The following is a 26,714-nucleotide window of genomic DNA, read 5'->3' as shown; positions in this document are numbered from 1 at the left end:
TTAAGCGGTGCGCAAATATAGATATGTAGGTAGAAGTAAAAAGTTTTTACTGAAAGACTGTGATCAGAACTTCGCCATCACTTTATTAACTTCCGATTCCGGGTTACCGCAATCCTGTCCTGGCTTTACTGTCTTTCCACAAAATCCACAGGACGCACCTTCTTTATTTAGGTAAGGGTTCTGAGATGCGCATGTCCCCTTAAATTCTCCGTCTTTTTTTAGCAAAATGCGGATAGATAACCCCACAAAAAACAACGCGAATATTCCGATTCCTAATAATACTACCTGCATTCGTTCAGATTTTGGTGCAAAATTAGCCAATTTGCGGCTGTAGTTGGTCAACAAAGTAGACCCGATTTCAATTCCATTTGTATGTCAAAAAAACCACTATCAGCACCAGACAAAAATCGTCAAGCCAAACTCGAGGCATTTGATCGTCTACTCACTATCATGGATGAGCTGCGAGAAAGCTGCCCCTGGGACAAAAAGCAAACCATGGAAACACTTCGTCACTTGACGATCGAGGAGACCTACGAACTTTCGGATGCGATTATTGAAAATGATTTGGAGGAGGTGAAAAAGGAATTAGGAGACCTGATGCTTCATATGGTCTTTTATGCTCGTATTGGTGACGAGAAAAAATCGTTCGATGTGTCTGATGTCTTGAATTCTGTTTGCGATAAACTAATCAGGCGTCATCCACATATTTATGGAGATGTGAACGCAGAGGATGAAGAGACAGTCAAAGCCAATTGGGAAAAGATCAAGCTGAAAGAGAAGGGGAATCAATCAGTATTGGGTGGCGTGCCGAAATCCTTACCGGCCTTAGTGAAAGCCATGCGCATTCAGGAAAAAGCACGAGGCGTCGGCTTTGATTGGGACAACCAGGATCAAGTGTGGGAAAAGGTGCAGGAAGAGATGCAGGAATTTGAGGCGGAGACCGAAAAAGAAAAACAAACGGGGGAGTTTGGAGATTTGCTGTTCTCGCTAATTAATTACGCACGCTTTGTAGATATCAATCCCGAGGAAGCATTGGAACGCACCAACAAGAAATTCATCAAGCGCTTCCAGTATCTGGAGTCAGAATCAAAGAAGGATGGCAAGAGTTTGGGTGAAATGACATTGGAGGAGATGGATGAATATTGGGAGAAGGCGAAAAAGATTTGAATTTGGTCCAATTTGATAATTTTGATTTAAATCTCTATTCATGAGAGGCTATGGTGTTTTAGATTTTATGGTTAGGACCTATAGAAACAATAGGGCCTTACTTAAGGAGAGAAAACCTCTCAAGAAAATTTATGAGGAAAACAATCTTTATTCCATAAGAAAAAAGGTTCAAGAACGGACACGCAAATTTGATCTTGAGAAAAAGAGAATTTTCTTCGAAAAGTTTTATGCATTACAGAGGCGAACCAGGAGGAAAAAGCTGATTTTGCTACTATCTGTTTCTGTGATATTTACGCTCCTCTGTATTCTGCTTCTAAGAGCAATATGATCCTGCAACTTATTCACAATCATCAGTCGACCTACTCCTCAAACGCCCACTCAATTTTTTCTTTCATATCCTTCACCACAATGCCCTCGGATTTCAGCTCAGCACGTAGCTTATCTACACGATCAAAGTCTCGGTTAAACTTGGCGTCTTTGTATTCGCCCAGGATCGTATCGATCAAGGATTTGTAATCGACATCAGCTTCTACCTTAAGACCAAGTACATCTTCGGCAAAACCCAGGAAGGTTTCTTTCATTCGCTTGAACAATTCTTCTCCGATTTCACCAAACTTCAGTTGTCCTGTGTGTAATGAATTAATCTTCTTAACCAGATTAAAGAGGTGGCCGATTGTCAGCGCTGTATTGAAGTCATCATTCATGGCATAGTAGAGATTGTCCAGCATCTTGCTGATCTGTTCTTCCTGCTTTTCATTCAATTCTCCTTCGTCTTGCTGCCATTCCATCTCCTGCATCAAGCGCATGCCATTGGCAAGTCGCACGTATCCTTTTCTTGCAGCTTCTAGTGCATCATTGGAAAAATCTAATGTGCTAGCATAGTGAGATTGCATCATGAAGAAGCGAACCGTCATCGGACTATATCCTCGTTGCAATAGTTCATGCTCACCCAACATGAGCTCTCGTGGCAGAAATGAATTACCAAGGGACTTGCTCATCTTCTGACCATTTACTGTAAGCATATTAGTATGTAGCCAATATTTGGCTCCACCATGACCGTGACTGCCGGCATTCTGGGCAATCTCACATTCATGATGAGGAAACTTCAAATCCATACCACCACCATGAATATCAAATTCTTCACCCAAGTATTTCGTGCTCATCACCGAGCATTCCAAATGCCAACCCGGGAACCCATCACTCCACTCAGTTCTCCATCGCATAATGTGCTCAGGCGCTGCTTTCTTCCAGAGTGCAAAATCTAGCGGACTTCTTTTGTCACTAGAACCATCAAGATCTCGCGTCTCGCTTAATAGGTCTTCAATCTTGCGTCCGCTAAGAATCCCATAGGAGTTGTCATTTTCTTTGTGATATTTCTCCACATCGAAATAGACTGAGCCGTTGGATTCATATGCGTATCCATTATCGATGAGCTTCTTTGTCATTGCTATCTGTTCCATCAGGTGACCAATGGCCGAAGGTTCAATGTCTGGTGGAATTGCATTGAATAAATTCATCACATCATGAAAGTCATTGGCGTACATCTGCACGATTTCCATAGGCTCCAACTGGTCCAGCTTTGCCTTTTTGGATATCTTATCTTCGCCGGTATCCGAGAGGTGACCGACATCCGTGATGTTTCTAACATAACGAACCTTATACCCCAAAAACCTCAGGTATCTGTTCACTACATCAAAACTCAGAAAAGTTCGCACGTTTCCCAGATGAACGTTGCTATAAACCGTTGGACCGCATACATACATGCCAACATGCGGAGGGTTTAGTGGAACGAATTCTTCCTTCTGTCGAGTGAGCGAATTAAAAACCTTGAGTTTTCCTATCATGAGCATGTATTATGTGTCGCAAAGAAAGCTATTTATCGAAAATTAAGAGCGCTGGTTGCTGAATCCTTTTTAACTGCAAAAAAATCTTTCTTTACTTCAATTCCGTTTTTATCATTTGCTAATTAAATGATTAGGTTAGCAATGAGATTAATCGCCACCATGAGAATCGTACCCGCCTGTATAATATTTTCTATGGTTATCGGTGTTTGTGCTGCGCAAAACATCAATAACTTAATAGCCCAAGCTGAGCAAAATCTTGAGCAAAATCACTGGGAACAAGCCACTACCAATTTCAATAATATCATTAAGAATCATGTGGATGATCTTACCTATCATCAACGAGCAAAAATCTACAATAACCTAGGCTATTTAAATCTCAATTTGTTGGATCCGTTTGAGGCGGAGAGAAACCTAAATTTATCAATACTCTATCACGAGGAGGCAGGAGTCCCAAATCAGCGAGATTATGCTATGGCACTTCTAAACATGGGGATTCTCTACATCGAGCAAGTAGAGTTTGATCTTTCTCGGCGTTACATTCAAAAGTCCTTAGATATATTAAATGAGCTACCCGGGCCAAAAATTGATTATTGGATTGCAAGAGCAAAACTTGCACTTCTCTATGAAGAAGCAGGCTCTTACACACTTGCACTTAGTATTTACAATAACAGCTACAATCAATTGGTAGCAAGCGGAAATGATCTTTCACCGGACTTTGCAGAAATCTGCATGCATAAAGGACGGATTCTTATGCTAACAGGCGATCCGCAAGAAGGAGAAAAGTTTATCAATCTTAGTTCAACAATCTATGAATCGCTAGGGAGTCAGTATGCAGTAGAACGTGCAGAGTCGTTGGAGCATCTAGCAATTTTTTACGAAAGAATGGGACGCTTTGGTGAAGCTGAGAAGACGTTGCTAGAGGTACTACGCTTGAAAAGGAGCATTCCCGATGAGGCAGATATTCTAATCATAGAAACCCTCAATGACCTGGGAATCATGTACCACAGGTTAGGTCAGACTAGAAAAGCGAGTCAGATGTTCCAGGAGGTAATTAGCGAAAGTGAGGAAAATGTGGGGACTGATCACCCATTTTATGCTACTGCAAAAAATAATCTAGGCACATTGGCATTGGCATCAGGAGATGTTGAAGGAGCGCGCGACCTATTTGTCGATGCGTTGGCTACTTACAAAGCAAAATTTGGGACGACACATCCATACTATGCGAATACACTCAATAATCTAGCTCGAGTTGAGCGTCAGCTTGGAAATAATGATCAGGCGGAGAAGTACTATCAGGAAGTGCTAACTATCGATGAAAAAATATACGGAAAAAATCACCCGAACTATGCTACTACGCTAATCAATGTTGGAGTGCTCTATAGCTCCATGGGTCGGGAACAAGAGGCTGAAAGATTTTACAGGGAGGCAGTGACCATTCGAGAAAGCGTCTTAGGAGTGAATCACCCAGGATATGCAAGTGCCTTGGAATACATGGGAATGCACAGTCTTGCGGTGAAGAATAACACTGAGGCAGAAAGTTTCTTTAGAAAATCAATCGAAATTCAGATTGGACAGATCGGAACACTTTTCCCAATAATGAGTGAGCAAGAGCGTGAAATTTTTTATGAAAATATCAAAGCTAATATCGACAGATACAACTTTGTAGCATCTCAGCTTTTGGAAAGCAAACCGGAGCTGTTAAAAAAGATTTTTGATTTCCAAATCAAAACTAAAGGCTTTCTTTTTAACCCTTCCGAAAGTATTCTCCAGCATGTAAACGAAAGCGAAGATTTGGAGCTACAAGCTAAGTTTAGGAAGTGGCAATCAGATAAGAGATTGTTGGCCAGCTACTATCAAATGGGTGCTCAGGAGCTAAGGCAGCAAAATGTTAATTTGGAGTTTGAGGAATCAAGAGTAAACAGGTTGGAGAAAGAGCTCGAGCAGAAATTGGCAAATTTTGAAGAGTCACTTCATAAAGTCGATAAAGACTGGAGAAATGTGCAGGATTACGTTAAACCTGGCGAGGCAATTGTAAAGTTGGTTCGAATCAAAGAGTTTGCTTCATTGACCCAATCTGTAGGAACTCTTTTTGGGTTTACTGATAACACAAAATATCTGGCAATTATCTTTCAATACGGACAAAGCGAACCCAGCCATGTCTTTTTAGGTGCAGACAACCAGACCGAGAGCCAACATTCAGCAAGATTGTTAGATAGAGGTTCTCAAAATCAGAGTGAAACCTATGACTTGTTTTGGAAACCAGTTGATCAAAAGCTGAAAAATGTAAATACCGTCAAGGTCATACCAGATGGAGTTTTTTACAGGATTAACCCAAACACTTTTTCAACTTCTGATGGTCGCAATCTTATTGATAAATACTACGTTTTATACTTAACAGCCTCAAAAGACTTGTTTCGTCCTGACTTAGAGATTTTTAATAGAAAGTCGTATCTCTATGGAAATCCACTATACAATCAAGAAGAAAGTGAAAACAGACTGAATTTGGTAAGTATGCCTGAATCGGAGAATGAAATAAAGGGAATAGAAAGTGTTCTCAGTGAGGATTGGCACGTCAAAACACATTTGCGAGAAGATGCCAACGAACTTAAAGTCAGGTCTGCTTATAATCCAACTGTTCTGCATATAGATTCGCATGCTTTTTTTAATGATCAAAATAACTTTATTGCCAATCATACACCGATTGACAATCCTTTATTTAGAGCAGGAATTTATCTGGCTGGCGCATCTGAAACGTTCTCTCGTTACATGAAAGGGATCCAAACCATCCCGGAAAATGACGGGATATTAACAACTTATGAGGCGTTGAATTTAGACCTTAGCAAGACACAACTTGTCGTGCTTCCCTCTTGTGAATTTGGCTCAGAAGATGTAGAGAATAGCGAAGGAATTTATGGTCTTCAGCGGGCGTTAACGGTCGCTGGAGCTCGAAATATTATAACAAGTCTTACCCGAATTGATGATAAAATTTCAAGCGAATTGATGATCTTGTTTTATCAAAAACTTAATGAAACTAATAATGTGATGGAATCGCTTAAATACGCTCAATTAAAATTGAGAGAAAATTATAGCGATCCAGGTATTTGGGGAGCATTTATTTTAACAGGAAATGGACAATAAAAAAATTGCAGTTATGAGGAAGTCATTCTTACTACTCGGATTTCTAATCACAATTTTCGCCTCAGGGCAGGTCAATAATAATGCAGTACGTGCGCTGATCACGCTTGGTGACGAGCAGTTTAGAAATGATCAATTTATTGGCGCCATTAGATACTATAAAGAGGCATTGTCCGAGAATCCATCAAACATGAAAGCGGAGTATCAGCTGGCAGAATGCTATCGACTGATTCAAGACTATGAAAGTGCTGAGTATCACTATGAGGCAATTGGATCTCGCCAAGACATCAGATTTCCCCTGGCCGGTTTCTATTATGCCATGATGCAAAAGTTAAAAGGACGCTATGATCAGTCGCTGGCCAACTTCAAAGATTTCAGAAAATTTCTTGTGGCCAATGAGCTTCACGAATCAGATGATTACAGATACTACTATAAACAAGCTAAAATAGAAATTGACGGATGTCAACTGGCGTTGAATCAAATTACACTTGTTCATCCCGACCACAAATTTGCGCCACTAACTGCGCCGCTTAATTCGGAGTACAATGACTATGCAGCATTTAGTGTAGGCACGGATGATATCGTATGTCTTACCAGCGCCAGAAGTAGTGGAAAAGGAAGTCTCGTAGATAATCAGTTTGGAGAGTCTTTCGCAGACCTTTTTCGTTTTACACAGGAAAATGGTGTGTGGAAGGAATTGGATCAAGGAGATCGGTTTGAGAAAGTCATTAATACAAAATATGGAGATGGTTCAGGGTCATTCAACCGTGAGCGAAACAAGTTTTACTACACCAATTGCGATGAGGATTTAGGAGATGTATGCCATATATACCTATCTGAATTAATCGGCGGTCGATGGAGTGAGCCAAAAGCACTGAACTTTAATATCAACGAATACGGATTTAACTCAAAGCATCCGAACCTGACTCCAGGCGGAGACACATTATTCTATGTTTCTGACAGAGATGGAGGCCTGGGTCAACTTGATATCTACATGAGTATCAATGCGGGCAATGAAAATTGGGGACCACCAATTCACCTAGGAAATCAAATCAACACGCCATTTAATGAGGTTTCTCCATTTTATGATCATCACTCACGTGTACTCTTTTTTGCTTCCAATGGGCATAGAGGATTTGGTGGATTTGACATATATATAGCGCGTGGCACCAAGTTTGAAACTGCTGAAATTTACAATGCCGGAATACCTTTCAATTCATATAAGGATGACATTTTCTTCTTCATGGGAAAAACAAAAGGATTCCTCTCATCGAATCGCGAAGAAGGCCCGGGCAAATTCGACATTTTTGGTTTCAACGTACGTTCAAAAAGCGACATCATTTCCGAAGTATCTAATGAAGGAACAATAGCCGGAAGAAATTCACTATTTACAGACGATTACAATTTCGACAGTAGTGAGACGGAAATTATCAATCAAATCATTTCTCGCATGTTGTCTTCTTCGGTTTCTGAAGTTGACCTGATTCTAACGGATAGACAACTCGCCGTTTACAATTCGTTGAGTGTAGACGATAAGGAGCGTATTGATAAAATTGTAAACGCAAGGGTGCGGAAGATGACAAGTAATATGATTCGATCCATTCGGACAGAAGACGATTACTACTATCAGCAGCTGAGTTCTGATAAGAGAAGAAAGGTCGACAACATTGTATCTACCTATCTGGAACAGCAAGGCATGGGCAATAGCGTAAATCTCGAAGATGATGTTTTCAATTTCTACAGCGGTGTTAGTACTGACGAACGTGAAAAAATCGACATCCTCATTTCAGATCGACTTAAAAACGCTCAACAATTCAAGCCTGCGACACCTACGTACAACTCTTTTGATAAGAAAGAACAGCAGAGCTTAGATGGTATTGCCATTAAGTATTTAAAGGAGAAAAGAAACCTTGGAAGCATTTCACTGAATATGAATGAAAAAGTATTCATGAGGGATAATCAGGATGCTACTGAAGATGTTAATGCGGCAATCCGCGAGCGACTCATAGGTCTAAGTAATGAAGAAAAATATCGCCTATTAAAAGAGGATCGTGATTTTTACGAGACATTGAATGAAGAAGACAAGGAAAAATTGAAATCGATTGCCGCCACATTCATGACCTCCGATCTCACCAACTTTGATCAAAACATATCAAATTCGGATTTAGATGTTTTCAAAAACAAGAATTCGGCAGATCAAAGTAGACTTGACAAACTGCTATTGAAGCAAATCTCGAACCTTGCCAATTCAAGCATATACCTGACCGAAACCACTTTCTCTCAGTCTGAACTTCAGGCGGCATTAAGCGACACTCCAGAAGAAACCGTCAATAAACTTCTAGCCCTTAAGCCAGAACTAAGTGAATTGCAGAAAGGTGCAGTCCAGCGATTTGTGAAAACCGCTTATGACTCATATCTAAGTGAAGCCAAGCCCATCTTCTTTGACACCACTCCTAAGGTGGTGATAGCCTCAGGGCAATCAGTTGAAGGAGCTGACCCAAGTGCCCGCCTGAACAATAGCGATATCAATCAGTATGAAGCACTAAGTGACAGCAAGAAAAAGGTCATCGATAATGTAATTGCGCTCGATTATCTGGTGAGTCAATACTCAGAAAGAACAGTCAAATTGAGCGATCAGCAGAAACTGACTGAAGTAACCGGAAGTGAGAAAGTTCATATCGCTGCACTTGCTAAAAAAGTATCAAGTCAACCGATTAAGCCGGGCGAGCAAACGTTTATAAACAACGCATTCACTTATTACAACAACCTCTCGCAAGATCGTAAGGCGTTTATCAATAGGATTACGCTTGACAATGGTCTTCCGAAAAGAAATAGTAGATATGTTCTGCCAGAAAGTGATGCAAGAGCTAGAGGCTCTTTGACAGCAAGTGAAAATCAACTACTCGAAAGAATCAAGAAATTCAGATTTAATAATCACAGAATCTTGACAGAAAACTTAGCACTTGATGCAAAAGATGTAGATGAAGCACCTGTTGATATTATGGCATTAGCTGCCGGCACCAATATGGATGAAGAGGTTGGATCTAAGAAGCTTTTAGGAGCGGAGGATATTTTGGCTTCAGAAGAATTGGATGAAATCAAGATTGCCTTGCCTATAAGCAAAATCGACGGATACGATCAAATTACAATTACAGGGAAGCTAGTTGGTGCCAATACAGGAAATCCACTTTCTTCCTATTCAATCACCCTTATTGAGTTTGATAATACCAAGACCGTTATTGAAGGATATACAAACAATGCCGGAGAATTCGAATTCAAAGTTTCACCTGCTAAGTATGACTTAACCTTCAAAAAAGGAACAGACACAGAATCTGTTGTTCTTGAAAACTTCAATGTAGATGGAAGAAGAGAGAGAGTGGCGGGTATTTATACTAATGCAACACGTGCTTTCTTCGATGTAAGCTCTGCTGAACTAAGACCGGAAGTCAAAATCCTTTTGGATGAAGTAATAGTGGCATACAGAAATAGTGGTAGTAATATTGAAATTGAATCACATACAGATGATACTGGCGCTGCAGAATTTAACTTGGTTTTGAGTAAAAATCGAGGGTATTCAGCACGTGATTACCTTATTTCCAATGGCATTGATCAATCTAAAATTTCAGTAATCTGGCATGGATCAGAGAAACCAATAGCGGATAACAATAATCCGTATGGCCGACAACTCAATAGAAGAATTGATGTAAGGCTGATAGGAAAACGTCGAGAATCCTTTGGTAATTTCTATTTGATCCGACCAGGAGCCACGGTTTCAAAACTGGCAGCCAGCATGGATGTGGCAGAGGGTAGAATTAGAAGTTTGAATGGCCTGGGGAGCAATGATCTTTCTACTTATCAACCAATCAGACTAAAGAAAGATGGAGTTATTCAGCCAGACTATAATTTGGTAGTACCAGCAGATATTAAGAGTGGTAGTGACTTCATTTATACAGTGCAGGCCGGAGATAATCTTCAAATTGTATCGAAGAAATTCAATGTTCCGGAGGAGTTGATCATGGAGCAAAACGGATTGAATTCAACAACCCTGGAGCCAGGCACCCGATTGATTATTTATCCGAAGAACTAGAACAGAGGATTAGAAATTTTTCTGGATCCAAGATTCTTGGATAACGAGTATTGAATTGATATCTCGAAAGAATTTTGGGCCAGATCTATTCCTTTTAGAGGAACAAAAAGGTTACTGTTCATGTCGTAGCTTACACGAACTGTAAGCGTACTTACTTTTACGCCTCCCATGAAAATGAAGGAATCTCTTAGTCTGTACCAAACTCCAAACAAGAGCTGAGAACCTCGCGCTCTATAGCGATCCGCATTAGGAACATAAGCCATATTTAAACCAGCGTTGAATTGTTGATTTTGTCGGATGTAGAGGTACAAAAGACTTGGAGTCACGAAAAGTTTTTGGAATTTAAACTCAATACCTCCATTGTATTTCAATAAAATAGGCGGGGTGTTTTCAGAATTGATGGTAAATGAAGTGTTAGGTCTGTTGAGATTAGTGGCAGACATTCCTACAAAAGCACTGTACTTATGAAGAAGGTAGTTACGTTCAGGATTGTAGTAATACATTATGCCGGCATTAATTACAGCATTTTGTTGCTGCTCGTCAAATTCAGTCACAGGAATAGGTAGAGAATCATCAAACCCATAAAATGCGTTATACTGTGATCCCCAGGTAAGATTGCTAAAATTTAGTTTTCGCATTTCATAGCCGGCTTGCACTCCAATAGAAATAAGGTATGAAGTGAGCAGACCGAACTTGAGGTTATGAGCATAGTTTAGAAATACCGAATTGCGCTGATAAACACCCTGAAAACCACTTTTCTCGTTGAAAGCCATAATTCCCACACCACCCATAGATTGCTCAAGGCTCCCTTTTGGTTTAATTGGAAAAATAAATGACACCTGAGTGAGCTCATTTACCACATCAACACTTTGCAACTGTCGCTTATGATTTAAATGAATGGACGGATCGTTATATATACCACTAAATGCCGGATTGAGATAAAGAGAGGCAGCATAGTATTGAGAAAATTGCGCATCTTGTCCTACCACTTTGGCAGATATTAACAGAAGCAATATGGCGATAGTCTTTTTCATTTTACTAGATAAAAAGCTCCTTTCTGCTGTACTGGTAAGCCAGTGTTAAATTGAAATTTTACGGTATAATAATAGACACCAGCAGGTTCATCTGCTCCGGTCTTCTGATTTTCTCCGTTCCATCCATTTTGACTTGCTTCATCAAACGAACTCGTGGAGTAAACAATAACTCCATACCTATTATATATCTGAAGATCAAATCCTTCTTCAGAAATTCCCTCCCCAAAAACCTTGAAAGTTTGGTTTTTTGGATCACTAGCTTGAGGGGAAAAAGCCTCAGGAATAAAATACAATCCCTCATTTGGTACTCTTGGAGCTAAGCCTACAGCGACATAAAGTTTCTCACCTAGACTGGGAGACAAAGGAAGTTCACTAACTATCGTTCCATACGTCACAGAATCAGAGTCATTGATAGACTCAATACCAAGTGATCTGTAAACACCAGCAGGATTAGTGGCATATGCAATCACCGGTGAATTGACTCGGTGACGGATAGGATTTGGAACTCTGAAGTTATTTAGGTCTACTTCGTTGAATTCCAGTTCAACTTGCGTTGGATCTGTAGCCCCGTTCAATAATTCAAGTTCCCAAAGGCCGATGTGAGAAACGCCAAGTAAACTATCACCCGGAACAGGGTCAACTGAGTTTTCTTTAATAAAATTGGCGGCAATCTCTGTATTCAAGCCAAAAACACTAAGGAGTGTGATGGGTGCAAACAAACCGTCGGATCCCACAGGGAAGGTTTTAATTCCACTACCCTTAGCTATCAAGGTGCCATCAAAGTATGAAAGATTGGAACCACCTGCTACTTTTACATTAGGCTCCAATACGAAGCGTGTATCATCCCCGATCTTAATATTTCCCAACTGAAATTCCAGTCGATCAAGCACGATATACTGATTTCCTGAAAAAGTCACTTCGCCACCTTGATTAATTACAAGTTCACTAACAGTGAGTTGTGGGGGGCTGACCATTTGATTAGAACCACCAAGGAATTGCAGTTGACCTTCCAGCCCATTGAAATTGGCATTTGTTAACCAGTCCCCATAAAGGGATAGCGTTCCTCGATTTTGAATGACACCATTGTTATCTAAATCACCACCTACCTCTAAGTTTGCTCCATCAGAAATATGAATAAGTCCATTAGAGGGCACATAGAGCTGACCGAATGTCAACCAGGGAGCTAAGCCGAGTATGATTAGAAACTTTCTCATTCGTCCTCGTTTTTAACTGTTTTTTCACCCATCAACATTTTCTTGATCAAGTCAAGATCACTTTTCATCTCCTTGTTATCAGTTGCGAGCTCACTTAATTTAGAATCTTGTGAAGCAATTTGCTTATTTAAGGATTCAATTTGTTGTTGCTGCTCTTGCATTGCTGCTATCAAAATGGCAGTCATTTGTTCGTAGTTGACCCTGTAGAAACCATCCTCAGCTTTTCTGACCAGTTCAGGAAATACTTCCATAACTTCTTGTGCAATAACTCCATATTGTTTTTTAGTTGAGAAATCTTTTTCCTCAAACTCATCAACTCGATAAAAGTAATTCACCCCTCTGATGGCAAGAACTCTTGCCAATGCATCTGGAATTACCACAATATCTTTTTTGAACCTTCTATCCGATGTAGCGTCTGCAGCGGGTTCCCATGCAGAACCATTCCACTTCAAAACATCTCCATTTGAAGCTCCATCTTGAGCAATTCGAATACCTGATGCGCCTACTTCAATATCGTCACCATTAGCCAGCACTGATAAGGCACTACCTCCCCCGCCAGTCAGACCATTTCCGGCGACTGATGTCGCAATTTCTGATGCAGTTACCGCACTATTACCTATTTCGGTTGAAGTCACAGAATTTAATGTTGCAAGACTTCCAAGACCTAAAGTTGTTCTTTGAGCAGAGGCATCAGCATCATCTAAAATAGCTATTCCGGCAGCTGTTAAGCTTGTAGTTGCATAAGCATCCGATGCTGTTGTATAAATCATTTCGTTCGCACTAGTAGTTAACCCAGCTATTGAAGTCAATCCTGCATCAGTATTTTGTTTTCCAGCGATATCCGAGATGTTGGTTGCGATACGATCATCGAGATACGTACTATCTGCCTGCACCTTATTCCAGATGGCAATGGAATCCGCATCGGACTCGGTGTTGATGGCCGCAATGTCTGTGATGTTGGTTGCGATACGATCATCCAGGTAGGTTGAATCTGCTTGCAACTTGGTATAGAGCGCTAAACTATCGGCATCTACTTCTGCATCAAGTGTAGCGATATCCGAGATGTTGGTTGCGATACGATCATCGAGATACGTACTATCTGCCTGCACCTTATTCCAGATGGCAATGGAATCCGCATCGGACTCGGTGTTGATGGCCGCAATGTCTGTGATGTTGGTTGCGATACGATCATCCAGGTAGGTTGAATCTGCCTGCACCTTATTCCAGATGGCAATGGAATCTGCATCGGACTCGGTGTTGATGGCCGCAATGTCTGTGATGTTGGTTGCGATGCGATCATCTAAGTAAGTTGAATCTGCTTGCAACTTGGTATAGAGCGCTAAACTATCGGCATCTACTTCTGCATCAAGTGTAGCGATATCCGAGATGTTGGTTGCGATACGATCATCCAGGTAGGTTGAATCTGCCTGCACCTTATTCCAGATGGCAATGGAATCTGCATCGGACTCGGTGTTGATGGCCGCAATGTCTGTGATGTTGGTTGCGATGCGATCATCTAAGTAAGTTGAATCTGCTTGCAACTTGGTATAGAGCGCTAAACTATCGGCATCTACTTCTGCATCAAGTGTAGCGATATCCGAGATGTTGGTTGCGATACGATCATCCAGGTAGGTTGAATCTGCCTGCACCTTATTCCAGATGGCAATGGAATCTGCATCGGACTCGGTGTTGATGGCCGCAATGTCTGTGATGTTGGTTGCGATGCGATCATCTAAGTAAGTTGAATCTGCCTGCAACTTGGTATAGAGCGCTAAACTATCGGCATCTACTTCTGCATCAAGTGTAGCGATATCCGAGATGTTGGTTGCGATGCGATCATCGAGATACGTACTATCTGCCTGCACCTTATTCCAGATGGCAATGGAATCTGCATCGGACTCGGTGTTGATGGCCGCAATGTCAGTGATATTGGTTGCGATGCGATCGTCTAAGTAAGTTGAATCTGCTTGCAACTTGGTATAGAGCGCTAAACTATCGGCATCTACTTCTGCATCAAGTGTAGCGATATCCGAGATGTTGGTTGCGATGCGATCATCGAGATACGTACTATCTGCCTGCACCTTATTCCAGATGGCAATGGAATCTGCATCGGACTCGGTGTTGATGGCCGCAATGTCAGTGATATTGGTTGCGATGCGATCGTCTAAGTAAGTTGAATCTGCTTGCAACTTGGTATAGAGCGCTAAACTATCGGCATCTACTTCTGCATCAAGTGTAGCGATATCCGAGATGTTGGTTGCGATACGATCATCCAGGTAGGTTGAATCTGCCTGCACCTTATTCCAGATGGCAATGGAATCCGCATCGGACTCGGTGTTGATGGCTGCAATGTCTGTGATGTTGGTTGCGATGCGATCGTCTAAGTAAGTTGAATCTGCTTGCAACTTGGTATAGAGTGCTAAACTATCGGCATCTACTTCTGCATCAAGTGTAGCGATATCCGAGATGTTGGTTGCGATGCGATCATCGAGATACGTACTATCTGCCTGCACCTTATTCCAGATGGCAATGGAATCTGCATCGGACTCGGTGTTGATGGCTGCAATGTCTGTGATGTTGGTTGCGATGCGATCGTCGAGATACGTTGAATCCGCCTGCAACTTGGTATAGAGCGCTAAACTATCGGCATCTACTTCTGCATCAAGTGTAGCGATATCCGAGATGTTGGTTGCGATGCGATCATCCAGGTAGGTTGAATCTGCCTGCACCTTATTCCAGATGGCAATGGAATCTGCATCGGACTCGGTGTTGATGGCTGCAATGTCTGTGATATTGGTTGCGATGCGATCATCTAAGTAAGTTGAATCTGCTTGCAACTTGGTATAGAGTGCTAAACTATCGGCATCTACTTCTGCATCAAGTGTAGCGATATCCGAGATGTTGGTTGCGATGCGATCATCGAGATACGTACTATCTGCCTGCACCTTATTCCAGATGGCAATGGAATCCGCATCGGACTCGGTGTTGATGGCTGCAATGTCTGTGATGTTGGTTGCGATGCGATCATCTAAGTAAGTTGAATCTGCTTGCAACTTGGTATAGAGCGCTAAACTATCGGCATCTACTTCTGCATCAAGTGTAGCGATATCCGAGATGTTGGTTGCGATACGATCATCGAGATACGTACTGTCTGCCTGCACCTTATTCCAGATGGCAATGGAATCTGCATCGGACTCGGTGTTGATGGCCGCAATGTCTGTGATGTTGGTTGCGATGCGATCATCTAAGTAAGTTGAATCTGCTTGCAACTTGGTATAGAGCGCTAAACTATCGGCATCTACTTCTGCATCAAGTGTAGCGATATCCGAGATGTTGGTTGCGATGCGATCATCGAGATACGTACTATCTGCCTGCACCTTATTCCAGATGGCAATGGAATCCGCATCGGACTCGGTGTTGATGGCCGCAATGTCTGTGATGTTGGTTGCGATGCGATCATCTAAGTAAGTTGAATCTGCTTGCAACTTGGTATAGAGTGCTAAACTATCGGCATCTACTTCTGCATCAAGTGTAGCGATATCCGAGATGTTGGTTGCGATGCGATCATCGAGATACGTACTATCTGCCTGCACCTTATTCCAGATGGCAATGGAATCCGCATCGGACTCGGTGTTGATGGCTGCAATGTCTGTGATGTTGGTTGCGATGCGATCATCTAAGTAAGTTGAATCTGCTTGCAACTTGGTATAGAGCGCTAAACTATCGGCATCTACTTCTGCATCAAGTGTAGCGATATCCGAGATGTTGGTTGCGATACGATCATCGAGATACGTACTGTCTGCCTGCACCTTATTCCAGATGGCAATGGAATCTGCATCGGACTCGGTGTTGATGGCCGCAATGTCTGTGATGTTGGTTGCGATGCGATCATCTAAGTAAGTTGAATCTGCTTGCAACTTGGTATAGAGTGCTAAACTATCGGCATCTACTTCTGCATCAAGTGTAGCGATATCCGAGATGTTGGTTGCGATGCGATCATCGAGATACGTACTATCTGCCTGCACCTTATTCCAGATGGCAATGGAATCCGCATCGGACTCGGTGTTGATGGCTGCAATGTCTGTGATGTTGGTTGCGATGCGATCATCTAAGTAAGTTGAATCTGCTTGCAACTTGGTATAGAGCGCTAAACTATCGGCATCTACTTCTGCATCAAGTGTAGCGATATCCGAGATGTTGGTTGCGATACGATCATCGAGATACGTACTGTCTGCCTGCACCTTATTCCAGATGGCAATGGAATCTGCATCGGACTCGGTGTTGATGGCCGCAATGTCTGTGATGTTGGTTGCGATGCGATCATCTAAGTAAGTTGAATCTGCTTGCAACTTGGTATAGAGCGCTAAACTATCGGCATCTACTTCTGCATCAAGTGTAGCGATATCCGAGATGTTGGTTGCGATGCGATCATCGAGATACGTACTATCTGCCTGCACCTTATTCCAGATGGCAATGGAATCCGCATCGGACTCGGTGTTGATGGCCGCAATGTCTGTGATATTGGTTGCGATGCGATCATCTAAGTAAGTTGAATCTGCTTGCAACTTGGTATAGAGTGCTAAACTATCGGCATCTACTTCTGCATCAAGTGTAGCGATATCCGAGATGTTGGTTGCGATGCGATCATCGAGATACGTACTGTCTGCCTGCACCTTATTCCAGATGGCAATGGAATCCGCATCGGACTCGGTGTTGATGGCTGCAATGTCTGTGATGTTGGTTGCGATGCGATCATCTAAGTAAGTTGAATCTGCTTGCAACTTGGTATAGAGCGCTAAACTATCGGCATCTACTTCTGCATCAAGTGTAGCGATATCCGAGATGTTGGTTGCGATACGATCATCCAGGTAGGTTGAATCTGCCTGCACCTTATTCCAGATGGCAATGGAATCCGCATCGGACTCGGTGTTGATGGCTGCAATGTCAGTGATATTGGTTGCGATGCGATCGTCTAAGTAAGTTGAATCTGCTTGCAACTTGGTATAGAGCGCTAAACTATCGGCATCTACTTCTGCATCAAGTGTAGCGATATCCGAGATGTTGGTTGCGATACGATCATCCAGGTAGGTTGAATCTGCCTGCACCTTATTCCAGATGGCAATGGAATCCGCATCGGACTCGGTGTTGATGGCCGCAATGTCTGTGATGTTGGTTGCGATGCGATCATCTAAGTAAGTTGAATCTGCTTGCAACTTGGTATAGAGCGCTAAACTATCGGCATCTACTTCTGCATCAAGTGTAGCGATATCCGAGATGTTGGTTGCGATACGATCATCCAGGTAGGTTGAATCTGCCTGCACCTTATTCCAGATGGCAATGGAATCCGCATCGGACTCGGTGTTGATGGCTGCAATGTCTGTGATGTTGGTTGCGATGCGATCATCTAAGTAAGTTGAATCTGCTTGCAACTTGGTATAGAGCGCTAAACTATCGGCATCTACTTCTGCATCAAGTGTAGCGATATCCGAGATGTTGGTTGCGATACGATCATCCAGGTAGGTTGAATCTGCCTGCACCTTATTCCAGATGGCAATGGAATCCGCATCGGACTCGGTGTTGATGGCTGCAATGTCAGTGATATTGGTTGCGATGCGATCGTCTAAGTAAGTTGAATCTGCTTGCAACTTGGTATAGAGCGCTAAACTATCGGCATCTACTTCTGCATCAAGTGTAGCGATATCCGAGATGTTGGTTGCGATACGATCATCCAGGTAGGTTGAATCTGCCTGCACCTTATTCCAGATGGCAATGGAATCCGCATCGGACTCGGTGTTGATGGCCGCAATGTCTGTGATGTTGGTTGCGATGCGATCATCTAAGTAAGTTGAATCTGCTTGCAACTTGGTATAGAGCGCTAAACTATCGGCATCTACTTCTGCATCAAGTGTAGCGATATCCGAGATGTTGGTTGCGATACGATCATCCAGGTAGGTTGAATCTGCCTGCACCTTATTCCAGATGGCAATGGAATCCGCATCGGACTCGGTGTTGATGGCTGCAATGTCTGTGATGTTGGTTGCGATGCGATCATCTAAGTAAGTTGAATCTGCTTGCAACTTGGTATAGAGCGCTAAACTATCGGCATCTACTTCTGCATCAAGTGTAGCGATATCCGAGATGTTGGTTGCGATACGATCATCCAGGTAGGTTGAATCTGCCTGCACCTTATTCCAGATGGCAATGGAATCCGCATCGGACTCGGTGTTGATGGCTGCAATGTCTGTGATGTTGGTTGCGATGCGATCGTCGAGATACGTTGAATCTGCTTGCAACTTGGTATAGAGTGCTAAACTATCGGCATCTACTTCTGCATCAAGTGTAGCGATATCCGAGATGTTGGTTGCGATACGATCATCCAGGTAGGTTGAATCTGCCTGCACCTTATTCCAGATGGCAATGGAATCCGCATCGGACTCGGTGTTGATGGCCGCAATGTCTGTGATGTTGGTTGCGATGCGATCATCTAAGTAAGTTGAATCTGCTTGCAACTTGGTATAGAGCGCTAAACTATCGGCATCTACTTCTGCATCAAGTGTAGCGATATCCGAGATGTTGGTTGCGATACGATCATCGAGATACGTACTGTCTGCCTGCACCTTATTCCAGATGGCAATGGAATCTGCATCGGACTCGGTGTTGATGGCCGCAATGTCTGTGATGTTGGTTGCGATGCGATCATCTAAGTAAGTTGAATCTGCTTGCAACTTGGTATAGAGCGCTAAACTATCGGCATCTACTTCTGCATCAAGTGTAGCGATATCCGAGATGTTGGTTGCGATGCGATCATCGAGATACGTACTATCTGCCTGCACCTTATTCCAGATGGCAATGGAATCCGCATCGGACTCGGTGTTGATGGCCGCAATGTCTGTGATGTTGGTTGCGATGCGATCATCTAAGTAAGTTGAATCTGCTTGCAACTTGGTATAGAGCGCTAAACTATCGGCATCTACTTCTGCATCAAGTGTAGCGATATCCGAGATGTTGGTTGCGATGCGATCATCGAGATACGTACTATCTGCCTGCACCTTATTCCAGATGGCAATGGAATCCGCATCGGACTCGGTGTTGATGGCCGCAATGTCTGTGATGTTGGTTGCGATGCGATCATCTAAGTAAGTTGAATCTGCTTGCAACTTGGTATAGAGTGCTAAACTATCGGCATCTACTTCTGCATCAAGTGTAGCGATATCCGAGATGTTGGTTGCGATGCGATCATCGAGATACGTACTGTCTGCCTGCACCTTATTCCAGATGGCAATGGAATCCGCATCGGACTCGGTGTTGATGGCTGCAATGTCTGTGATATTGGTTGCGATGCGATCATCTAAGTAAGTTGAATCTGCTTGCAACTTGGTATAGAGTGCTAAACTATCGGCATCTACTTCTGCATCAAGTGTAGCGATATCCGAGATGTTGGTTGCGATGCGATCATCGAGATACGTACTATCTGCCTGCACCTTATTCCAGATGGCAATGGAATCCGCATCGGACTCGGTGTTGATGGCTGCAATGTCTGTGATGTTGGTTGCGATGCGATCATCTAAGTAAGTTGAATCTGCTTGCAACTTGGTATAGAGCGCTAAACTATCGGCATCTACTTCTGCATCAAGTGTAGCGATATCCGAGATGTTGGTTGCGATACGATCATCGAGATACGTACTGTCTGCCTGCACCTTATTCCAGATGGCAATGGAATCTGCATCGGACTCGGTGTTGATGGCCGCAATGTCTGTGATGTTGGTTGCGATGCGATCATCTAAGTAAGTTGAATCTGCTTGCAACTTGGTATAGAGCGCTAAACTATCGGCATCTACTTCTGCATCAAGTGTAGCGATATCCGAGATGTTGGTTGCGATGCGATCATCGAGATACGTACTATCTGCCTGCACCTTATTCCAGATGGCAATGGAATCCGCATCGGACTCGGTGTTGATGGCCGCAATGTCTGTGATGTTGGTTGCGATGCGATCATCTAAGTAAGTTGAATCTGCTTGCAACTTGGTATAGAGTGCTAAACTATCGGCATCTACTTCTGCATCAAGTGTAGCGATATCCGAGATGTTGGTTGCGATGCGATCATCGAGATACGTACTGTCTGCCTGCACCTTATTCCAGATGGCAATGGAATCTGCATCGGACTCGGTGTTGATGGCTGCAATGTCTGTGATGTTGGTTGCGATGCGATCGTCGAGATACGTTGAATCCGCCTGCAACTTGGTATAGAGCGCTAAACTATCGGCATCTACTTCTGCATCAAGTGTAGCGATATCCGAGATGTTGGTTGCGATGCGATCATCCAGGTAGGTTGAATCTGCCTGCACCTTATTCCAGATGGCAATGGAATCTGCATCGGACTCGGTGTTGATGGCTGCAATGTCTGTGATATTGGTTGCGATGCGATCATCTAAGTAAGTTGAATCTGCTTGCAACTTGGTATAGAGTGCTAAACTATCGGCATCTACTTCTGCATCAAGTGTAGCGATATCCGAGATGTTGGTTGCGATACGATCATCCAGGTAGGTTGAATCTGCCTGCACCTTATTCCAGATGGCAATGGAATCCGCATCGGACTCGGTGTTGATGGCTGCAATGTCAGTGATATTGGTTGCGATGCGATCGTCTAAGTAAGTTGAATCTGCTTGCAACTTGGTATAGAGCGCTAAACTATCGGCATCTACTTCTGCATCAAGTGTAGCGATATCCGAGATGTTGGTTGCGATACGATCATCCAGGTAGGTTGAATCTGCCTGCACCTTATTCCAGATGGCAATGGAATCCGCATCGGACTCGGTGTTGATGGCCGCAATGTCTGTGATGTTGGTTGCGATGCGATCATCTAAGTAAGTTGAATCTGCTTGCAACTTGGTATAGAGCGCTAAACTATCGGCATCTACTTCTGCATCAAGTGTAGCGATATCCGAGATGTTGGTTGCGATACGATCATCCAGGTAGGTTGAATCTGCCTGCACCTTATTCCAGATGGCAATGGAATCCGCATCGGACTCGGTGTTGATGGCTGCAATGTCTGTGATGTTGGTTGCGATGCGATCATCTAAGTAAGTTGAATCTGCTTGCAACTTGGTATAGAGCGCTAAACTATCGGCATCTACTTCTGCATCAAGTGTAGCGATATCCGAGATGTTGGTTGCGATACGATCATCCAGGTAGGTTGAATCTGCCTGCACCTTATTCCAGATGGCAATGGAATCCGCATCGGACTCGGTGTTGATGGCTGCAATGTCAGTGATATTGGTTGCGATGCGATCGTCTAAGTAAGTTGAATCTGCTTGCAACTTGGTATAGAGCGCTAAACTATCGGCATCTACTTCTGCATCAAGTGTAGCGATATCCGAGATGTTGGTTGCGATACGATCATCCAGGTAGGTTGAATCTGCCTGCACCTTATTCCAGATGGCAATGGAATCCGCATCGGACTCGGTGTTGATGGCCGCAATGTCTGTGATGTTGGTTGCGATGCGATCATCTAAGTAAGTTGAATCTGCTTGCAACTTGGTATAGAGCGCTAAACTATCGGCATCTACTTCTGCATCAAGTGTAGCGATATCCGAGATGTTGGTTGCGATACGATCATCCAGGTAGGTTGAATCTGCCTGCACCTTATTCCAGATGGCAATGGAATCCGCATCGGACTCGGTGTTGATGGCTGCAATGTCTGTGATGTTGGTTGCGATGCGATCATCTAAGTAAGTTGAATCTGCTTGCAACTTGGTATAGAGCGCTAAACTATCGGCATCTACTTCTGCATCAAGTGTAGCGATATCCGAGATGTTGGTTGCGATACGATCATCCAGGTAGGTTGAATCTGCCTGCACCTTATTCCAGATGGCAATGGAATCCGCATCGGACTCGGTGTTGATGGCTGCAATGTCTGTGATGTTGGTTGCGATGCGATCGTCGAGATACGTTGAATCTGCTTGCAACTTGGTATAGAGTGCTAAACTATCGGCATCTACTTCTGCATCAAGTGTAGCGATATCCGAGATGTTGGTTGCGATACGATCATCCAGGTAGGTTGAATCTGCCTGCACCTTATTCCAGATGGCAATGGAATCCGCATCGGACTCGGTGTTGATGGCCGCAATGTCTGTGATGTTGGTTGCGATGCGATCATCTAAGTAAGTTGAATCTGCTTGCAACTTGGTATAGAGCGCTAAACTATCGGCATCTACTTCTGCATCAAGTGTAGCGATATCCGAGATGTTGGTTGCGATACGATCATCGAGATACGTACTGTCTGCCTGCACCTTATTCCAGATGGCAATGGAATCTGCATCGGACTCGGTGTTGATGGCCGCAATGTCTGTGATGTTGGTTGCGATGCGATCATCTAAGTAAGTTGAATCTGCTTGCAACTTGGTATAGAGCGCTAAACTATCGGCATCTACTTCTGCATCAAGTGTAGCGATATCCGAGATGTTGGTTGCGATGCGATCATCGAGATACGTACTATCTGCCTGCACCTTATTCCAGATGGCAATGGAATCCGCATCGGACTCGGTGTTGATGGCCGCAATGTCTGTGATGTTGGTTGCGATGCGATCATCTAAGTAAGTTGAATCTGCTTGCAACTTGGTATAGAGCGCTAAACTATCGGCATCTACTTCTGCATCAAGTGTAGCGATATCCGAGATGTTGGTTGCGATGCGATCATCGAGATACGTACTATCTGCCTGCACCTTATTCCAGATGGCAATGGAATCCGCATCGGACTCGGTGTTGATGGCCGCAATGTCTGTGATGTTGGTTGCGATGCGATCATCTAAGTAAGTTGAATCTGCTTGCAACTTGGTATAGAGTGCTAAACTATCGGCATCTACTTCTGCATCAAGTGTAGCGATATCCGAGATGTTGGTTGCGATGCGATCATCGAGATACGTACTGTCTGCCTGCACCTTATTCCAGATGGCAATGGAATCCGCATCGGACTCGGTGTTGATGGCTGCAATGTCTGTGATATTGGTTGCGATGCGATCATCTAAGTAAGTTGAATCTGCTTGCAACTTGGTATAGAGTGCTAAACTATCGGCATCTACTTCTGCATCAAGTGTAGCGATATCCGAGATGTTGGTTGCGATGCGATCATCGAGATACGTACTATCTGCCTGCACCTTATTCCAGATGGCAATGGAATCCGCATCGGACTCGGTGTTGATGGCTGCAATGTCTGTGATGTTGGTTGCGATGCGATCATCTAAGTAAGTTGAATCTGCTTGCAACTTGGTATAGAGCGCTAAACTATCGGCATCTACTTCTGCATCAAGTGTAGCGATATCCGAGATGTTGGTTGCGATACGATCATCGAGATACGTACTGTCTGCCTGCACCTTATTCCAGATGGCAATGGAATCTGCATCGGACTCGGTGTTGATGGCCGCAATGTCTGTGATGTTGGTTGCGATGCGATCATCTAAGTAAGTTGAATCTGCTTGCAACTTGGTATAGAGCGCTAAACTATCGGCATCTACTTCTGCATCAAGTGTAGCGATATCCGAGATGTTGGTTGCGATGCGATCATCGAGATACGTACTATCTGCCTGCACCTTATTCCAGATGGCAATGGAATCCGCATCGGACTCGGTGTTGATGGCCGCAATGTCTGTGATGTTGGTTGCGATGCGATCATCTAAGTAAGTTGAATCTGCTTGCAACTTGGTATAGAGTGCTAAACTATCGGCATCTACTTCTGCATCAAGTGTAGCGATATCCGAGATGTTGGTTGCGATGCGATCATCGAGATACGTACTGTCTGCCTGCACCTTATTCCAGATGGCAATGGAATCTGCATCGGACTCGGTGTTGATGGCTGCAATGTCTGTGATGTTGGTTGCGATGCGATCGTCGAGATACGTTGAATCCGCCTGCAACTTGGTATAGAGCGCTAAACTATCGGCATCTACTTCTGCATCAAGTGTAGCGATATCCGAGATGTTGGTTGCGATGCGATCATCCAGGTAGGTTGAATCTGCCTGCACCTTATTCCAGATGGCAATGGAATCTGCATCGGACTCGGTGTTGATGGCTGCAATGTCTGTGATATTGGTTGCGATGCGATCATCTAAGTAAGTTGAATCTGCTTGCAACTTGGTATAGAGTGCTAAACTATCGGCATCTACTTCTGCATCAAGTGTAGCGATATCCGAGATGTTGGTTGCGATGCGATCATCGAGATACGTACTATCTGCCTGCACCTTATTCCAGATGGCAATGGAATCCGCATCGGACTCGGTGTTGATGGCTGCAATGTCTGTGATGTTGGTTGCGATGCGATCATCTAAGTAAGTTGAATCTGCTTGCAACTTGGTATAGAGCGCTAAACTATCGGCATCTACTTCTGCATCAAGTGTAGCGATATCCGAGATGTTGGTTGCGATACGATCATCGAGATACGTACTGTCTGCCTGCACCTTATTCCAGATGGCAATGGAATCTGCATCGGACTCGGTGTTGATGGCCGCAATGTCTGTGATGTTGGTTGCGATGCGATCATCTAAGTAAGTTGAATCTGCTTGCAACTTGGTATAGAGCGCTAAACTATCGGCATCTACTTCTGCATCAAGTGTAGCGATATCCGAGATGTTGGTTGCGATGCGATCATCGAGATACGTACTATCTGCCTGCACCTTATTCCAGATGGCAATGGAATCCGCATCGGACTCGGTGTTGATGGCCGCAATGTCTGTGATGTTGGTTGCGATGCGATCATCTAAGTAAGTTGAATCTGCTTGCAACTTGGTATAGAGTGCTAAACTATCGGCATCTACTTCTGCATCAAGTGTAGCGATATCCGAGATGTTGGTTGCGATGCGATCATCCAGGTAGGTTGAATCTGCCTGCACCTTATTCCAGATGGCAATGGAATCCGCATCGGACTCGGTGTTGATGGCGTTGATTTCTGTATCGACATAATTCTTATTCGAAGCATCATTAGGGTTTAAGGGATCACTTAGATTGATAATCCGATTATTGCCAAGGTTAACATCGTTTGCTGCAGCTCCAAATCCACTCAGTGGGATATTAGCTTTATCTAGATCAGCATTTTGAACTTGCCCATCAGCGATATTTTCTGACCTCACAGCATTGTCAGCTAATTTTGCATTTGTAACTGCGTCATCATCCAAGTCTACTGTTCGAACCTCTCCATTCGCTATTTTATTTGAGGTCACCGCATTATTTGCTAAATCTACGTTTTCTACTCCCCCGTTCTCAATTTCATTTGTAGTAACAACTCCATTCTTTATTTGAACATTAGCTGATGTTCCATTATTAACTACAGTCACATCACCACTGACCGGCAGGCCTTCTGCAACACCTGCGCCATCTCCAACATAGATGTTGTTGGGAGCCAAGGCAGATGAAGCGAACTCCGTCCGATCGGTCCATACTAAGTTGCCAGAACTATTAATCGTAAGTACTGAATTGGAATTACCTTCTGGGTTTATTTTGGAGATGGTTATTGTTCCATTTGCGATATCAACATTCTGTATAGACCCATTAATAATATTAGAAGACCCGATTTGGATAACAACTTCAGAGATTCCTGTGATCCGACCTTTTTGATCAACTGCCAGCTGTAGAACATTAAACGCATCTGTGCCATATGTTCCCGCGGTAATTGTTCCGACATTTTCCAACTTGTCACCGGTAACCGCCAAATCAGCAATTTTACTAGTAGTAACAGCCTGCTCAGCAATTTTATCGGTTGTTACAGCGCCATTATCTAACTTCCCTGTAGTTACGCTACTGTTTTGAAGTTTGGCTGTAGAAACCGCTAAATCCCCAATACGATTTTCTACAATGGCACCTAGCTTTATTGTTGGGTTTGGGTAATTGCCTGTCAGATCCCCACCTGCAGCAAGTACATTTAACACCCCTAAACCAGCATTCCAGTTATTATTATTCCAGTAGTAGAATAATTTAAGGTCGGTATCAAATACCATTAATCCATCATCTGAGTTGCCAAGTGAAATTGCCATAGAAGTACGCTGAGATGTGGTCAACCTTGGAACAAGAAATCCTTGATCAGAGTTAGGCGATACAAGTTCCAAAACTGCGTTGGAATTTGGACTATTAGTGTTAATACCAACTGAATTGTCTTGACCTTGTGCGTAAACACAAATTAAGACAAGTGCAGAGGCAAATGCGCTCTTAAAATATTTCATAGTGGGGATGGTTTGACAAGCTAAGGCTG

General features: G+C 43.4%; 8 protein-coding genes. 3 read left to right on the top strand and 5 right to left on the bottom strand.

The window, feature by feature from the left end; translation table 11 throughout:
- Positions 1-63 precede the first annotated feature (63 nt).
- Entirely contained in the window at positions 64-291 is a 228-nt protein-coding gene (locus ACL8WY_RS08700) for a hypothetical protein (protein ID WP_436514312.1), read from the bottom strand.
- A gap of 81 nt (positions 292-372) precedes the next feature.
- Between ACL8WY_RS08700 and mazG the strand changes: the two genes are divergently transcribed.
- The gene (mazG, locus tag ACL8WY_RS08695) at positions 373-1,167 is read left to right on the top strand and encodes a nucleoside triphosphate pyrophosphohydrolase (RefSeq protein WP_436514311.1); all 795 of its coding nucleotides are present in this window, start codon (positions 373-375) and stop codon (positions 1,165-1,167) included.
- Positions 1,168-1,526: 359 nt separating this feature from the next.
- On the opposite strand, the gene cysS is transcribed toward mazG, so the two are convergent.
- Positions 1,527-3,011, bottom strand: a complete 1,485-nt coding sequence (gene cysS / locus ACL8WY_RS08690) for a cysteine--tRNA ligase (protein WP_436514310.1) — start codon at positions 3,009-3,011, stop codon at positions 1,527-1,529.
- Between the two features lie 159 nt (positions 3,012-3,170).
- On the opposite strand from cysS, the gene ACL8WY_RS08685 reads away from it, so the two are divergent.
- Together ACL8WY_RS08685 and ACL8WY_RS08680 are read left to right on the top strand one after the other, a co-directional pair.
- Positions 3,171-6,149 carry a tetratricopeptide repeat protein gene (locus ACL8WY_RS08685; RefSeq protein ID WP_436514309.1) on the top strand — a complete coding sequence of 993 codons (2,979 nt, stop codon included), beginning with the start codon at positions 3,171-3,173 and terminating at the stop codon, positions 6,147-6,149.
- A gap of 13 nt (positions 6,150-6,162) precedes the next feature.
- Positions 6,163-10,233 carry an OmpA family protein gene (locus ACL8WY_RS08680; protein WP_436514308.1) on the top strand — a complete coding sequence of 1,357 codons (4,071 nt, stop codon included), beginning with the start codon at positions 6,163-6,165 and terminating at the stop codon, positions 10,231-10,233.
- Here the strand turns inward: ACL8WY_RS08680 and ACL8WY_RS08675 are convergent.
- Genes ACL8WY_RS08675 through ACL8WY_RS08665 form a run of 3 tightly spaced genes read right to left on the bottom strand, consistent with a single transcriptional unit; the run spans position 10,230 to position 26,685 of the window.
- Positions 10,230-11,267 carry a PorP/SprF family type IX secretion system membrane protein gene (locus tag ACL8WY_RS08675; protein ID WP_436514307.1) on the bottom strand — a complete coding sequence of 346 codons (1,038 nt, stop codon included), beginning with the start codon at positions 11,265-11,267 and terminating at the stop codon, positions 10,230-10,232. The two genes, ACL8WY_RS08680 and ACL8WY_RS08675, sit on opposite strands and share 4 nt — an antisense overlap.
- The gene (locus ACL8WY_RS08670; protein ID WP_436514306.1) at positions 11,264-12,481 is read right to left on the bottom strand and encodes a gliding motility-associated C-terminal domain-containing protein; all 1,218 of its coding nucleotides are present in this window, start codon (positions 12,479-12,481) and stop codon (positions 11,264-11,266) included. The genes ACL8WY_RS08675 and ACL8WY_RS08670 overlap by 4 nt, the downstream gene beginning before the upstream one ends.
- A complete protein-coding gene (locus ACL8WY_RS08665; RefSeq protein ID WP_436518043.1) occupies positions 12,478-26,685 on the bottom strand; it encodes a tail fiber domain-containing protein in 14,208 nt (4,735 codons plus the stop codon). The genes ACL8WY_RS08670 and ACL8WY_RS08665 overlap by 4 nt, the downstream gene beginning before the upstream one ends.
- Positions 26,686-26,714 lie beyond the last annotated feature (29 nt).

Source organism: Ekhidna algicida (assembly GCF_051379705.1).
Taxonomy (GTDB): domain Bacteria; phylum Bacteroidota; class Bacteroidia; order Cytophagales; family Cyclobacteriaceae; genus Ekhidna.
Note: the sequence above shows the minus strand (reverse complement) of the source record. Positions and strands in the feature narration are given on the sequence as shown.